General features: G+C 50.3%; 16 protein-coding genes. 7 read left to right on the top strand and 9 right to left on the bottom strand.

Going from position 1 to position 15,356, the window contains the following annotated elements:
* Window positions 1-18 precede the first annotated feature (18 nt).
* From glnK to EZV61_RS08745, 8 genes are all read right to left on the bottom strand, one after another.
* Window positions 19-357: a P-II family nitrogen regulator gene (gene glnK, locus EZV61_RS08780; RefSeq protein ID WP_114338216.1), complete on the bottom strand. Its 339-nt coding sequence runs from the start codon at window positions 355-357 to the stop codon at window positions 19-21.
* Window positions 358-600: 243 nt separating this feature from the next.
* Complete coding sequence (locus EZV61_RS08775) at window positions 601-969, bottom strand: YacL family protein (protein WP_130567083.1); 369 nt, start codon at window positions 967-969, stop codon at window positions 601-603.
* A gap of 84 nt (window positions 970-1,053) precedes the next feature.
* Complete coding sequence (locus EZV61_RS08770) at window positions 1,054-1,710, bottom strand: hypothetical protein (RefSeq protein WP_130567084.1); 657 nt, start codon at window positions 1,708-1,710, stop codon at window positions 1,054-1,056.
* Window positions 1,707-2,186, bottom strand: coding sequence for an RNA polymerase sigma factor (locus tag EZV61_RS08765; RefSeq protein WP_165419359.1), 480 nt, complete (start codon window positions 2,184-2,186; stop codon window positions 1,707-1,709). The genes EZV61_RS08770 and EZV61_RS08765 overlap by 4 nt, the downstream gene beginning before the upstream one ends.
* A complete protein-coding gene (locus tag EZV61_RS08760) occupies window positions 2,170-3,078 on the bottom strand; it encodes an HvfC/BufC family peptide modification chaperone (protein ID WP_131415072.1) in 909 nt (302 codons plus the stop codon). Before EZV61_RS08760 ends, EZV61_RS08765 begins: the two co-directional genes overlap by 17 nt.
* Entirely contained in the window at window positions 3,078-3,923 is an 846-nt protein-coding gene (locus EZV61_RS08755) for an MbnB/TglH/ChrH family RiPP precursor modification enzyme (RefSeq protein ID WP_131415070.1), read from the bottom strand. The genes EZV61_RS08760 and EZV61_RS08755 overlap by 1 nt, the downstream gene beginning before the upstream one ends.
* A complete protein-coding gene (locus EZV61_RS08750) occupies window positions 3,923-4,210 on the bottom strand; it encodes a BufA1 family periplasmic bufferin-type metallophore (protein WP_114338210.1) in 288 nt (95 codons plus the stop codon). The genes EZV61_RS08755 and EZV61_RS08750 overlap by 1 nt, the downstream gene beginning before the upstream one ends.
* 454 nt (window positions 4,211-4,664) lie before the next feature.
* Entirely contained in the window at window positions 4,665-5,660 is a 996-nt protein-coding gene (locus EZV61_RS08745) for an adenosine deaminase (protein WP_131415068.1), read from the bottom strand.
* Between the two features lie 310 nt (window positions 5,661-5,970).
* Between EZV61_RS08745 and msrP the strand changes: the two genes are divergently transcribed.
* The 6 genes from msrP (at window position 5,971) to EZV61_RS08715 (ending at window position 11,860) form a co-directional block, all read left to right on the top strand.
* Complete coding sequence (gene msrP, locus EZV61_RS08740) at window positions 5,971-6,984, top strand: protein-methionine-sulfoxide reductase catalytic subunit MsrP (RefSeq protein WP_131415066.1); 1,014 nt, start codon at window positions 5,971-5,973, stop codon at window positions 6,982-6,984.
* Window positions 6,984-7,610 (top strand): protein-methionine-sulfoxide reductase heme-binding subunit MsrQ, encoded by a 627-nt coding sequence (msrQ, locus tag EZV61_RS08735; RefSeq protein ID WP_131415064.1) that lies wholly within the window; start codon window positions 6,984-6,986, stop codon window positions 7,608-7,610. Before msrP ends, msrQ begins: the two co-directional genes overlap by 1 nt.
* 62 nt (window positions 7,611-7,672) lie before the next feature.
* On the top strand, window positions 7,673-8,203 hold the full coding sequence (locus tag EZV61_RS08730; RefSeq protein ID WP_240695175.1) for a peroxiredoxin family protein: 531 nt from the start codon (window positions 7,673-7,675) through the stop codon (window positions 8,201-8,203).
* 164 nt (window positions 8,204-8,367) lie between these two features.
* The gene (locus EZV61_RS08725) at window positions 8,368-9,270 is read left to right on the top strand and encodes a mechanosensitive ion channel family protein (RefSeq protein ID WP_130567092.1); all 903 of its coding nucleotides are present in this window, start codon (window positions 8,368-8,370) and stop codon (window positions 9,268-9,270) included.
* Window positions 9,271-9,355: 85 nt separating this feature from the next.
* Complete coding sequence (locus tag EZV61_RS08720) at window positions 9,356-11,458, top strand: hypothetical protein (RefSeq protein WP_131415062.1); 2,103 nt, start codon at window positions 9,356-9,358, stop codon at window positions 11,456-11,458.
* 123 nt (window positions 11,459-11,581) lie between these two features.
* A complete protein-coding gene (locus EZV61_RS08715; RefSeq protein ID WP_130567094.1) occupies window positions 11,582-11,860 on the top strand; it encodes a hypothetical protein in 279 nt (92 codons plus the stop codon).
* Window positions 11,861-11,936: 76 nt separating this feature from the next.
* Here EZV61_RS08715 and acnB read toward each other — a convergent pair whose 3' ends face one another.
* Window positions 11,937-14,531, bottom strand: coding sequence for a bifunctional aconitate hydratase 2/2-methylisocitrate dehydratase (gene acnB, locus EZV61_RS08710; protein WP_114338202.1), 2,595 nt, complete (start codon window positions 14,529-14,531; stop codon window positions 11,937-11,939).
* 292 nt (window positions 14,532-14,823) lie between these two features.
* Here acnB and EZV61_RS08705 point away from each other — a divergent pair, with 292 nt between their 5' ends.
* Window positions 14,824-15,309: a DUF4124 domain-containing protein gene (locus tag EZV61_RS08705; protein WP_131415060.1), complete on the top strand. Its 486-nt coding sequence runs from the start codon at window positions 14,824-14,826 to the stop codon at window positions 15,307-15,309.
* Window positions 15,310-15,356 lie beyond the last annotated feature (47 nt).

Raw genomic sequence — 15,356 nt, 5'->3', positions numbered from 1 at the left:
TTCAGTGTCTGCCGGACGTTATAGCGCGTCAGCATCTGCTTCGCCGGTACGAATACGTACGGCATGTTGCAACTCATAAACAAAAATTTTGCCATCACCGATCTTACCGGTGTAAGCAGCTTTGCTGATGGCTTCAACCAGACGCTCTACCTGCTCGTCGCTGGTGGCGATCTCTAACTTAACTTTCGGCAGAAAATCCACCTGATACTCGGCACCCCGATAAAGTTCGGTGTGACCTTTTTGGCGACCAAAGCCTTTTACTTCAGTCACGGTCAAACCTTCTACACCGATCTCCGAGATGGCTTCCCGGACATCATCTAGCTTAAAAGGCTTGATGATTGCACTGACTAGTTTCATTGCTGCACTCCCTAGGAACGATAAGTTTTAATTAGCTAAAGCTATTTGTAACAGGAGTGTTATCAAAGGCTGTGCCAACTTTAAAAAAGCACGACACATCAAGGGATTAGATAAATTTACGGGGAATATTGAAAAAACAAAATTCACAGAAAGAACAAAACAGGTGCAAGGAGATCACCAAAATCGTGCATATCGACAGGTGATCACATTTTCACCAGCAGCAAAGCACCGAATTGGTGCACCCTAAGCAAGCAAGTAACTCTGCCATGAGCGTAATAAATGAATAAAATCCTCGACACCACAACTAGTTACAGCATTCCAGTCGGACAGTTCTAAGCTCGGATCTTCGATTGCTTCAAGTTCATCATCATTGCGATTTGGAAAGATCTCAGCCGCTCCATCTTCCAATAACAGGGTCGCTTCACGACCGACATACTGCCATTGAGGTATTGCTCGGCTTCTCACCTGTTCGGCATAGCGCATGATCTCAACCAAGAGCACCTGATCGGTGCTTACCTCTTCCGAGAGCCATTGCCCTAACGCTTCCTGTTCCATCGACAAACGAGCGATCGGGAGTTGCGTGATCGGATCACGGCTAAACTGAAAATCCATAATGACGTCTAATATATCTATTGGCAGGACACCTGTTCAGTTTAGCCCGAAACAACCGGATAGACGATGCCGATCTGCCATCGCTTAGTCGGCAGTCACTTGGGCTAACAAGAGGCCTTTTTCCTGCCAGATCCGCACACGATAGCCCGCGCTGTATAACATAACCGCAGGCGCAGCACGTTCTGCAAACAGTTCCTTGCCCCACCCTGTCGGCAACGCAATTTGATACAAGGTACTTAACCCTCCTTCGCTGTCGGTATAACGTAACTGCGCAGCATCCACCCCCTGAATAGAGCAGTAGCGTCCACCGGTCAGTTGCCACTGCTGCAACTGTGCGCTGTCGATTGGTTGAAAACTTAATTGGCGAAAATAGCCACGAACCAGCTTCAGCTCTTGCCCCTGAACCTCCAATGGTTTCAACTTACGGTGATTTGCCACCACCTCATCGGCAATCAGCTGTGCCAGATTGAGTGCTGTGGTACTTTGCATCGGCAAGTTGTGCCATAACACCAGAGCAAACGCACAAAGGGTCGCAGCCAAGCCCAACCACATTCGCCGCTGGATCGTCTGCTCTTTGTTATCTTGGCGATGTCGCTGAGGCGCTTCTGTTGCGTTGGATACAGCTTCCGGCACGCTTTGAAAACGCTTATGCAGCTGCTTTAGCTCCTGCTCATCAAGCTGCACCGCAGCAAAATAGTCTTGGCAAGCTTGTTTAAATGGGCGAGGTTGAGAATCTGTCATGGACGAACTCCATAGGCATCGCGGGGCAGATCCGACAATAGACTGCGGATCCGGCTAAGCCGAGCCAACACCGTGCCGCGGGGCTCATCAAGATGCGCGGCGATTTCTGACGTACTGTGCCCTTCTACTGCCCATAAATAGAGCACCTCACGCTGCTGCGGCGACAAGCGAGGTAACAGCAACTCAAGCTGTTGCTGATTGATAAAGCTTTGCTCCACACTTTGCTCTGAGTCCGCCACATGTTCAGACTCAACGAAGAGTTCAAGCGGGTACTGCTGCTGTTTACGCCAACCATCTAAGTATAAATTTCGTAACGTCACTTTCAGGTAGATTTCCAATTTCAGCGGATCAGCTGGCGGATTGCGCAGAACTTTTTCACACGCCTGTTGCACCAAGTCCAAAGCGCTGTCGCGCTGCAGCGTAAATGCATAACCGTAACGGAACAGACGATTGAGTAGCTCAGCAGGAAATTGCATGGTGAGCCCCCTTATCCCGTTTGCTATCAGTCGCATTAGCCGCCGAATCAGTCGAGTTCGCTACCAGCCAGCCTGATTGCAGCACTTGCGGCAACAAAGCGAACTGCGCGGTTAACTGGGCGACAGAGCGTTTGCAACGCCATGGCGCTTGTAGCCAGCGCAGCAGCTGCAGCATAAAGCGGTCTATCGTCGTAATGCCGGTCTGATCTGGTGCGGCCCATATCAGCCAAGTGGTACGCTGTCCGGGCGCAATCATTAACTCGGCATCCTGACCATCTGCTATCAACTGCAAGCATTCACATATATCAACAATCGGGTAGCGTGAACTCACCAGTTGCAGCGCCGGTTGCAAACGCCAGGGCGGTGGCCGCTCGCAATTGGTCTGCCCCGCCATTAACTGCTCGGCGCTAAGCGCTAGCCAACGGTCACACTGAATCAGATCCACCGCCTCAGGCTGCCAAGCGTGATACGCCTGATGACATCCCCATTCAAAGCGCAGCAAAGCTGTTAAAAAAGGGTAATCAGCAAACAGAGCGTCCGCCTGCCGTTGCTGCCGTAACCAGCGGGGAAAGCTTTCACCAATGCCGGTCAATACCGAAGTCACGGCAACGGCTTTCAGGTAAGCGTGACAAATTTGGGTAAACAGCGTATTGCCCAACAAAGTGCGGGTATGAGGATATGTCGCAGACAGTGTGCGCAGCAGGATCCCCAGGCGATTTTGCTGATACACCTGCAGTGCCGCCTGCAGGTAATCATCTGCAGCGGAAACTGCCTTAGGGTCTGCGGCGCTCAAACCGTCAAGCGGTGGCCTAGCAAAGCCGTCCGCCCCTCGCTGTTGATAACAGCCTTGCGGCGACGTCGGTGGCTCACTCTGATCATGAGTTCGATGCATCAGGCCACTCCCGCTAGTGGCATCATTAGGCGCTGCGCTCTAGCTACCGTAGACAAAAGTTCTGCCAACGGTGGCAGATCGTTATCCCATTCGATAATGGTTGGCTTTGCTCCAAACCGCACTAAGGCAAGGGCATACAGTTCCCACACTGGCGGGGATACTGGGCTGCCATGGGTATCCACTAACAAGGGGGGACGCTCCTGATAGCCCGCCAAATGATACTGCTGCACCGCGTCTATCGGGTACTCATTCAACATCTGGCGCACATCGCACTGTAAATTGTGGGCAGTGACATAGAGGTTATTGACGTCAAACAGCAAACCTACGCCCGTCTGTCGGTGGAGCTCGCCAAACAACTGCCCCTCAGATATTTCATCACTGCGGTAAGCCAGGTAGCGGGAGATATTTTCCAGTAGCAATGGCACCGGCAGATACTCCTGGACCTGTCGAATATGCTTAACCAGCCTTGGTATGCATGCTTCACGGTACTGAATTGGCAGCAGATCATGAACAAATTCATCTGCCACAGCACTCACGCTGAGATGATCAGACACTGCGCAGGCGTTCAGATCCCGTGCCAGCGCGGCAATGCGTTGGACATAACCGGCTGCTGGCGCATGCATCGAACCAACGGACATACCGACACAGTGCAAAACCACGGGATAACGCTCGGCGACCTGCCTAATCAATTGATAATGCCTTCCCCGCATCGCCAAAAAATTATCAGCAAGCACTTCAACAAACGGCAATGAAGGCTCGCTGGCAAGTAGCTCAAGGAGATGCGCTTCTCGCACGCTAATTGATGCAGAGGCGGCTGGAATGCCGCCAACCTTTTGCCCAGACATTAGCTTTTTGCCGGCTTAATTTTTGCCACGCTGCCACCAATTTTCTTACAGGTACCTTCTGGCACGTAAACCCACTCATTTGGGCTGTTATCCACTGGGGCCTGCGCCGCACAGCCATGACTACCATCCAGTGCGCCACAATCATTCATCCCTTTTTTCGCCACACCGGCACACTTCTCCCAATTCTTCGGCTGATCAGGTACTGCCAGCGCCTGACCCGACGCCAGAGTGAAAGTCGCGGCCATCACGCCAGCCAGGGTGGTATTGAGTTTATTCAAGTTGCTCATAGGGTTGCTCCGTCAGTAACAATAGTATTGATGTCACAGATAAAGACGAGACAGGACGCATTTTGATTGCGTGAAGTTTGATAACCTTTTTTCACTCGTATAGAAAAAACAGTCTGAAAGAATATTCACGGTGCTCGGTCTGGAGGCTAATCCCCGTGCGAAAAGAGACCTTTTTCTGATTCAGTAATGCGGTGAACGGCTCCAGCGTCAAGCTTGAGCAAGCGGCCGCTGCACTGACTATATTTCTGGTGGTTATTAGCCCTTTAAGCATCCTAGTAGGCTACTTAATGGGCATGATCGTGAGCTTAATTTTTGGAGGATGCTTAGTGAGTCGCCGGTTTTTCGGTTCACTAGGAGGCGATTCAAATCTGTCGCGGCACTGATTATTCTAGCCTCATCACCGATAAGCAGGCCACTAACAAGTCAACAAGTTAAGCAAGCAGAGACACGCTCATCAGCATTCAGCTAACTGTTGTAAGAACGCCTGCTTTTGCTCCTCGGGTAAAAAACTCGCCTTGAAGCTATTCCCTAGCAACACTCGGATCTGTTCGTCGTTCAGTTGTTGCGCTGCGGCAACCTGCAAAATATTGTCATTGATATAACCACCAAAATAGGCCGGGTCATCAGAGTTAATGGTGACGCAGAGTCCCGCATCCAACAGCGCTTGCAGATTGCTGCTCGCCAGATCTGCAAACACTTTAAGCTTGATATTGGAAAACGGACACACCGTCAGCGGGATCTGCTCTGCCACCAGACGATCAACGAGTGCTTTGTCTTCCAAGCAACGTACCCCATGGTCGATGCGGTTGGCTTTCAGACTATCCAACGCGCCAAGGATATATGCGGCAGGCCCCTCTTCACCCGCATGAGCAACCACTTTCAACCCCGCATCTCGCACCAAAGCAAATACCCGTTCGAACTTTTCAGGCGGATGTCCTAACTCTGATGAATCTAAACCCACAGCAACAAAATGCGCTAGGTGAGGTTGCAGCTCCTGCCAGGTATCAAGGGCATCCTGTTCGCTTAAATGGCGCAAAAAACAGGGGATCAAGCTGGCAGATAAACCGAGCCGGGTGTGAGCTTGAGCGATCGCCCGGCTGATACCATCGATCACCACATCAATCGCGATACCACGAACCGTATGCCCCTGGGGATCAAAAAAGATCTCTGTATGTACCACGCCATCAGCCTGACAACGCTCCAGATACGCCCATGTCAGATCGTAAAAATCACTGGCCGTCTGCAACACAGACATGCCCTGATAATAGAGATCGAGAAAATCCTGCAATGAGTTGAACTGGTAAGCGGCGCGCACAGCGTCGATATCTGCATAGGGCAGCACCACCTGATTTTTGTCCGCCAGTTGAAACAACATTTCCGGCTCTAAGGTGCCTTCGATGTGCAGATGCAATTCTGCCTTGGGCAGTTGCTTGAGTGTGGCGAAATCCATGAACAGCTCCTTACAAATTAAGGCTCGATGGCATTCATCAATAGATGAAGAATAACAGGGAGGCGCGCACGCTTCTCGCGCTTTCACCCACCTGTTGCGATCTGGGTCGGCTAGCCTGCCGTAAACCTCACCATGAGGTCATGACTCGGATCACAGAATCAGTATCCCCTGGGTGACGACCTAAATAGTATGAGACCGTTATACTCAAAGTCTTGAAATAGTTCTCGCTCTGATACGGTCTACTCAATCAACGAATAAGCGCCAAAATCATCATAACCAATTGGCCAACGGCCAACGATGGAGTAAAGAGATGCTGATCCGATCACCAAAAGCCAGTGAGCTCACCGAGGCAGATATTACGGATGAGGCGGTTTACCAGCAACGGCGTAAGTTCATCAAACAGCTGGCAGGGGCGGCGGGAGGCGTATCGATCGCCTCTGCCCTGCCCAACAGCGCACATGCAGCGGGTTGGTTTGGCAGCGATGATGATGTTGCAGCCCCGCGTCAAACTCTCAAATTCAAGCCACAAACGCGCGCGGAAGATATGGTGATAACCGCGGAAAAGAAAGCGATCAGTTACAACAATTTCTACGAATTTGGCACGAGCAAAGACGACCCGGTCAACAACGCACAGAAATTCCGCACCAGCCCTTGGCAAGTAACTATTGATGGTGAAGCGGAGATCACTGGTCGCTTCGACTATGAAGATATCCTGAAGAAAGTGTCGTTACAGGAGCGTATCTATCGTCTGCGTTGCGTCGAAGCCTGGTCCATGGTGATCCCCTGGGTAGGTTTTCCCTTAGGAGAGCTGCTGAAACAGTTTAAGCCCACGTCCAAAGCGCGCTATGTCGCCTTCGAAACGCTGGTTGATCCCGAGCAGATGCCTGGGCAGCGTAATGCCTGGCAAGGCGGAGGGATCGACTACCCCTACGTGGAAGGCTTGCGCATTGATGAAGCGATGCACCCTCTGACATTGATGGCTGTCGGTATGTATGGCAAAACGCTACCACCACAAAACGGCGCTCCTATGCGCCTGGTGGTACCATGGAAGTACGGCTTTAAGAGCATTAAATCAATTGTACGGATCAGTTTTACCAGCTATCAACCACCGACAACCTGGAACATATTAGCCCCCTATGAATATGGCTTCTATGCCAACGTCAATCCCAAAGTCAGTCATCCACGCTGGTCTCAAGCCAGTGAGCGCCTGCTAACCAGCGGTGGTCTATTCGACCAACAGCGGGTACCAACACAACTGTTTAATGGCTACGCTGGCGAAGTCGCTGCGCTGTATAACAATATGGACCTAAGCAAAGATTACTGATGCGGATACTCTCTACTCAGCCACGCTTGTTGGCACTAAAGAGCTTTACTCATCTTGCCTGCCTACTGACCGCCGTGGGTGCTTTCTATCTCGGCATCACTGACCAGCTCGGTGGCGATCCGGTTAAGGCGATCATTCATTTTTACGGCAAAGCATCGCTTAACTTACTGATCCTGACTCTGTGTGTCACCCCGCTGAGTCGGTGGCGTCGCGAGCCCCTCTGGCTCCGCCTACGTCGACTACTGGGGTTGTATGCTTTTTTCTTTGCTTCGTTACATATCCTCAGTTTTCTCTGGTTTGATCTGCAACTGGCGTTTGCGCTATTTATTTCAGAGGTGATTCAACGTCCCTATATCACCTTGGGGATGGCGGCTTATCTGGTACTACTGGCGCTCACCATCACCTCAACCAAAAGTATGCAGCGGCGTTTGGGTAAACGCTGGCAACAGCTGCATAACTGGGTCTATCTAGGACTTCCCGCCATCGTGGTGCACTACTACTGGTCAGTAAAAGCGTATATCGGCGAGCCACTGATATACTTTGCTATCGTCTTTATTCTGCTGTGGCTGCGCCGGGACAAGTTCAAACGTATGTGGCGGCAGCGCTTATCTTCATCGATGAAATAAAACCTCGCTTTTCTCTGTCTAGTTAAGCGAGAGCAGAAATCCATTAAAAATCGAGGTATGCAATGTCCCACCGTCGTTCCATCAGCCACCTGTTTCAACGCTATTTTCTCTTCAGCATAAACACCGTCGTGCTGCTGATGGGACTGGCAATCAGCACAGTGCAAGCTGCCGAAGCAAAGGTAAAAGCGCCGGACTGGGCATTGCAAACTGATACCGGTGAGACGATCAAATTAGCCGACTTTCATGGTCAGCCACTTATCCTGCATTTCTGGGCGACATGGTGCCCGTATTGTAAGAAAGTCCAGCCAGGGTTAGATGCCCTCTATCAGCAATATCAAGAGCAGGGACTTGCTGCGGTAGCGATTAGCTTCCGTGAAGATGATGACGCCACCCCAGGGGCAGTATTGAAACAACGGGGGATCAGTTTTAAGACGGCCGTTCAGGGTGAACAAGTCGCCGCGCTTTATGGCGTCCGAGGCACACCCACTACCCTGCTCATTGATAGCGAAGGTTACCTGGTGTACGTCACCAACACCTCGGATCCCAATGACGAGGCGCTTATCACCGCCACTAAACAGCTAATGAAAAAATAGCTCTCCCTCGGCTTTGGCTGATCTTGCCCTGTGTGCCAAAGCCGGTTCTCTAGGAGGGTGAAGCAACCAAGCAATCTTTCGTTGCGTTAACTGCTTACTCGACGTAACTTTAGCCAAAACCTTAAGTCACCTCTAAAGTGATGTTGCCAGAGCATCTATCGCACATGCCAATACATGAGTTAATCGTCGATAATAAACTTATCGCCTCCGTTATCTTAGTTATCACTGCGTTACTGCTACGCTGGTTGTTGCTCCGTCTAATAGGTAAACGCAAAAAGCACGAGGAAGACCTCCCCCAAAGACGGATCAATGGCCTCAACAACGCAACCAGCCTGCTATTAATGGTTGGGCTCATTGCGATCTGGATGTCGGAACTGCGATATTTCGCACTATCGATGGCTGCATTTGCGGTCGCATTTGTTGTCGCCACCCGTGAATATATTCAATGCATGCTCGGTGCAATCTACATCGCAAGCACACGTCCATTTGTGGTCGGTGACTGGATCCAGGTGGGTGATTACAGCGGTGAAGTCGTGAGTAGTGATTGGCTAACCACCAGCTTATTAGAGATAGATCTCGAAAGCCAAAGCTATGGCTACAGTGGCAAGACATTGATATTACCGAACAACCTATTTGCCACAAAAGGCGTTCATAATCTGAACTTCATGCGCCGTTATGTTGCCCATTCATTTACCATTGTTCGCGATCCCGATTGGGTTAACGTCTTTGCAGCGAAGCAATATATTCTAGACTGCACTAACGCCAGCTGTGAGCCGTTCCAAGACGTCGCCGAACGCTACAATGCTATGATTGAAAAACGCTTGGGGATCCCCATCAGCGGACCCCATGCAGATGTCCGCATCAGCACCAATGCCACGGCTAAAAACCTGTTTACCATCACCCTGTTTTGTCCAACCCAAGAGGCCGTTCGCATAGAGCAAGAGATCACGGAGAAATTTATGGCGTTCTGGTATGCAGAGATGAAAAAAGCAAAAGCAGAACTGCCATTACCCGCACTTAATGCCGAACTGAAACAACAGCAGGATAAACACAAGCAAGAGGAGTAGTGGCATTCACCGGTTATGTGACAGCTGATCTTTTTGCAATTCTCAGCCATGCTAGTATCGGTTAAAAATCAAACGGAATTGGCGTATGCCTTTACTGCGTGGCCTGATTATCTTCGGAATTGTTATCCTCGGCTTGCTGGGCGTATTGATGCTGTGGCCGAGCCAGCTACCTTCGCCACCGACATTAAATCCAGCATTAAAGCCAGAGCCGCTAACGCAAATTGCTACCGAGCCACAAACCCAAACACGCTTGCCACCACTTGAAAATATCGTAGCAACGCAAGCCAGCTGCGAACAAGAGAAGCTAGAGCTAGCAACACAACAACTATCCGTCCATGTTCAGGCTCAGCAAACGCTGCAGAGCGCTATCAACAACGGTTTATCCTTGGGCACTCTGCAGGCATTAAAACAAGAGTTGCAGCCGTATCAGCTATGGCAAATATCACGTGCAACAGCAACCCCTGAAGATATCCATGTAGAGCCCCCCGACATAGAGCGGTTAGTCTTGGTCAGTCGTTTAAAGTCCCATGTGGAAGCGGAAGATTGGGATAAGTTTCTTGCTGATATTGAAAATGGCACTATCGATCTCTCATATTCCATCAGTAACTGGGTTGGGTTACCGGGATTGGAAATAGACTACCCAGAGATTGATATCCAACGCACCTTGGGTGTGATGCTGATGTTAGATCGCGGCAATCGCTTTCCCTCTCCTCTCCTAGAAGCTATCGCCGAACGCTATCGCCCAAATGAGCGCGAGCTAATCAGCTTATTGATCATGGATGCTAATAATGACGGCCTCTCGGCTAACAATCGCTGGCTCATCCGTTACCAAGCAGGGGTGACGCAAGGCGATTACGATCCGGATCTATTACTTAAGGCCGCAGCTCAGCAAGGCAATATGGAACTGGCACAACAAGCATTTGAACTTGGCGCCACCATCCAAAGCTCACCAGATGAAGCCACGCCGTTAGAGCATGCGTTGGCAGGCTATGCTCGCTCCAGCATCGAAGATAAAGCAAGCTTTGAGCAGCAGTTCAAGCCTATGATTGAGCTGCTTATTGAGCAGGGAGACAGTGCCGCTTATCGCCTACCCGATGAGCAGTATGATCAGTGGCACCTTTGGGGCTGGGGCCACGATCTCTCTGCGGAGATGCGGCAGCAACTGGAAGCTATTTCAATACCTCAGCGAGATCTTGTTCGCCAACTAAGTGGCGAACAACTGCAACGGTTACAGTTACTGCGCAATGAGCTAGCTCCGATGCTGGCATTGTGGCAAAAAAACGAAGATGCCCTAGGTGCGCAACAGGCTTGTGAGAAAAATTTAGCCGAGCTGTTACAACACTCGGATGCCAACTGGCAAAAAATTGATAGCTTTGAAATTCTCTCGGCCGCGGAAAAACAGCCAATTGCCGAAGAAGCCCTGTTAGATAAGCTGTATGTTCAAGATCCAAGTCTGGTCGATGCGCGGCTGATCTCTCAAGGCAGTAATACCGCTCTCAATGCCTATGAAGAAGCTGAACCCAACGCTCAAGCGAGTGAAGCCCAGCTACTAGAAGCGAACTTTATTACCCTACTCGAAACATTACAGCAAGAAGGTAGCGATTGGTCAGAACAACTCGCGGCACATCTAGAAAAACAGCCGTTAAGCAATGACCAAATAGAGAGCCTCTACCAGCTGGCCTACTCGAGAATGACACAGGGACTCGAAAATACAGAACTTTCAGCATTAATCAGCCAAGGCTATCAACCGACCGGCGAAGCCGTTCTTTCCATGGTGTCATTCAACCGCATAGCCACTCTGAAAGCTCTGCAGATCGCTGGGTTAGATCTCAATAGTTATCATGATGACGCCGGACGCCCCCTAGGCTTTCTAGCCATTCAAAACGGCTACCCAGAGTTAGCCTATTGGCTGGTAGAGCAGTCTGTGATTGACAACCAGGAACCCAGAGCCAGCGATCCCCTAGATGCATTATTGGAGCGATTAGCCGAGGGCGATACCGATCCAAGGTGGGTTGCGCAGATGCCACTGCTTTTACGCCAAATTCAGGTCCGTCCCAGTCACCTAAACCGTATGGCTGCACTTAAATATGTCACGCCAATACGCTATCAACAGATAGTAAAACGTCATCCGACACTGGAACCTTTTGCAACATCACGCCCTCTAAGGATCGATGGTGTGCGATGGTGATAAACCGTAAAGATATCAACCGCGCACCATAGCTGCTACACCATGACAAACGGCTCAGGATCATGTTTGCCGCTGTTGTATCAACCGAAAAGTGACCAAAGAAAATAATTAGAGCGTGATATCGTGAATAAACTGTCGTTACCCACTGTCGGACTGGTTTTATTGGCGTGGTCAATTTCCAGTGCGGCAAATGCCACCTTACCTGCACTAGAAGCTGAGTATGCCTTAGCTGTTTGCACCCAAGCACTAAACAAAGCATTTAAGGAGCCGCTGGATCGTGATCGCAAAGCGATGTTCAATCTAGCGTTCGATGTTTGTCGTAGCCATCAGGTGGATGTCAATATGGCAGTGAATCAATTAACTGAATCCAACACCCCGTATAACAAGCGCCCACCTGAGTAGCTTTAGATAGCTCACGAAGCGAGTAGTGACAAACAAAAAAACCCGCCGCAGCGGGTTTTTTAATAGCAGTGGAGCACTACACTTCAGCGGTCTGGAAAATCACCTCGTCCGCTTTCTTGGTGTACTCTTCCATCTGATGGAAGTTGAGGTAACGATAAGTGTCCTCAGCTGTCGCATCGATAGATTTCGCGTATACGCCGTACTCTTCTGCTGTTGGGATCTTACCAATAATAGAAGCCACGGCGGCTAACTCAGCTGACGCCAGATACACATTGGCTCCCGTACCTAAACGGTTAGGGAAGTTACGGGTAGACGTAGACACAACCGTGGCATTATCAGCCACTCGCGCCTGGTTACCCATACACAGCGAACAACCTGGAGACTCAGTACGCGCACCAACTTTACCGTAGATGCTGTAATAACCTTCAGCTGTTAACTGGCTTGCATCCATCTTGGTTGGCGGAGCCACCCACAAGCGAGTAGGCAGTTGACCGGAATGCTTCTCTAGCAACTTACCAGCCGCACGGAAGTGACCAATATTGGTCATACAAGAACCGATAAACACTTCATCGATGCCAACACCAGCAACTTCCGACAAAGTCTTCGCATCGTCAGGGTCGTTCGGGCAGCAAAGAATAGGCTCTTTGATCTCATTGAGATCGATCTCGATCACGGCAGCATAATCGGCATCGGCATCGGCTTCCATCAGCTGTGGATCAGCGATCCATGCTTCCATCGCCTTAATACGACGCTCAATAGTACGGCGGTCACCGTAGCCTTCGGCAATCATCCACTTCAACATCACGATATTAGAGTTGAGATATTCGATGATCGGATCTTCACCCAGCTTGATCGTACAGCCCGCAGCAGAACGCTCCGCAGAAGCATCTGACAATTCAAACGCCTGCTCCACGGTCAGCGATTCAACGCCTTCAATTTCAAGGATACGGCCTGAGAAGATATTCTTCTTGCCCGCTTTCTCTACGGTGAGGTGACCCTCTTTGATCGCCTGCAGTGGAATGGCATGTACCAAATCACGCAACGTCACGCCCGGTTGCATCTCACCTTTGAAACGAACCAAGACTGATTCAGGCATATCCAACGGCATAACGCCAGTGGCTGCGGCAAATGCCACCAAACCTGAGCCCGCAGGGAACGAGATACCGATTGGGAAACGGGTGTGAGAGTCACCACCGGTACCCACGGTATCAGGCAACAACATACGGTTCAGCCAACTGTGGATCACGCCATCACCTGGACGCAGTGCAACACCGCCACGGTTCATAATAAAATCAGGCAGGGTGTGATGAGTCGTGACATCCACCGGCTTAGGATAAGCCGAGGTGTGACAGAATGACTGCATGGTGAGATCGGCTGAGAAGCCTAAACACGCCAGATCTTTTAGCTCATCACGGGTCATAGGACCGGTGGTGTCCTGAGATCCCACAGTGGTCATCTTAGGTTCGCAGTATTGGCCTGGACGAATACCGTCTACGCCACACGCCTTACCCACCATTTTCTGGGCTAAGGAGTAGCCTTTGCCAGTATCAGCCACAACCGCTGGGCGGTTAAAGACTTCTGACGCTGGCAAACCAAGGGCTTCACGGGCACGATCAGTTAAACCACGGCCAATGATCAATGGAATACGGCCACCGGCACGCACTTCATCAAGTAACACATCGGTTTTCAGTTCAAACTCAGAAACCACTTCACCGTTCTTTTCGACCTTGCCAGCGTGAGGATAGATAACGATCTCGTCACCCATCTCCAACTTGGAAACGTCCAGCTCGATAGGTAATGCACCTGCATCTTCCATGGTATTAAAGAAGATAGGCGCAATCTTTCCGCCTAAACAGAAGCCACCACCGCGCTTATTCGGCACGTATGGAATATCGTCACCCATCAACCACAACACTGAGTTGGTGGCTGACTTACGGCTTGAGCCTGTACCAACAACATCACCCACATAAACTAAAGGATTACCTTTAGCCTGAAGCGCTTCAATCTGCTTCATTGGGCCGATGCTACCTGGCTCATCAGGGTTGATCCCTTCACGGGCGTTTTTCAGCATAGCTAACGCGTGCAGAGGGATATCAGGACGGCTCCATGCATCAGGAGCCGGAGACAGGTCATCGGTATTAGTTTCGCCGGTAACTTTAAATACAGTTAGCTTCGCAGACTCAGGGACTTCTGGCTTGCTCAAATACCACTCAGCATCTGCCCACGACTCCATCACCTGCTTCGCGAAAGCATTACCTGCTTTGGCTTTCTCTTCCACGTCGTAGAACGCATCAAACACCAATAAAGTGTGAGACAACGCCGTCGCAGCCAGCGGAGCCAGTGCATCGACATCCAACAGATCAACTAACGGTTGTACGTTATAACCACCCTGCATGGTACCTAGCAGGTGAGTGGCTTTCTCGGCATCAACAATAGGAGAGCTAACTTCGCCTTTAGCGACGGCAGCTAGAAAACCGGCTTTTACATACGCCGCTTCATCAACACCTGGGGGGATACGGTTTTCCAGCAGGTCCAGTAAAATTGCATCTTCACCTGCAGGTGGATTCTTTAGTAATTCAACCAACTGTGCTGTTTGTTCAGCATTCAGTGGCTTGGGAACAACGCCTTGAGCAGCTCGCTCTTCAACGTGTTTACGGTAGGCTTCTAACACGGTGAGTTCCTCTTGTTAGCTTTAAGTTGCTAGTTGCAGCAACAATCCCTGACGGTTTTGTTATTTTTCCCTCTTATGGGGTGCGGGCAGTATATAGAGTTTTGGTTGAAGAGTGAACTTTCAAACATGCGTTTGAATTGTAGGGTGTGTTCTTCAAAAAGATCGAACAAGTAGGCTAGCCGTACAAGTTACCCCAACAGTAGTTTTCACTCGACTTGATATCGACGATATAATTGCTTCACGGTGGGAAATATTTAAACGGTACGACAGGATAAAAACACGGAGCCAGACGATGATGTCGAAAGTGTACTTACCATATTGCCTGCTGACATGGCTAATGCTGAGTTTCGCATCAAATAGTGCGACGCTTTACCAATGCGCAGATGGCACATTCAGCGACAAACCCTGCCCTGGCAGCAAGATCATCGAAATACCCGAAACGAATACGGCAAAGTCTGTTAAGCCACTTCCCAGCGTACCTGATGAAACCAGCAGTATCGACGTGAAACAGCCTGTGGATCACTCCGTGCCGGTTATGTGTCGGGATCTGTCAATCAAGCAGCGCCAGCAGATAAAGCAGAGTCTACGTTTTTTAGAGATAGTGCCCTGTATGACGGAGGCACAAGCCAAGCGCATCATTGGTAACAAGCAGCACAGTGAAACCATCTACCCTGCGGGCGGGAATAACGTCACCAAAGAGTGGATCTTTACCCCAGCGACGCCACGTTTTCCCAACCGTATCATTCTGGAAAACGGCTACGTCACGCAAACCCAATAAAATCGTGAAGCAAAGATGAAATTGGTCGCAAGCCAGCCTAAGTTTGA

It is taken from the genome of Corallincola luteus (assembly GCF_004336975.1).
Lineage (GTDB): Bacteria > Pseudomonadota > Gammaproteobacteria > Enterobacterales > Neiellaceae > Corallincola > Corallincola holothuriorum.
This window is presented reverse-complemented; position numbering and strand designations above follow the sequence as displayed.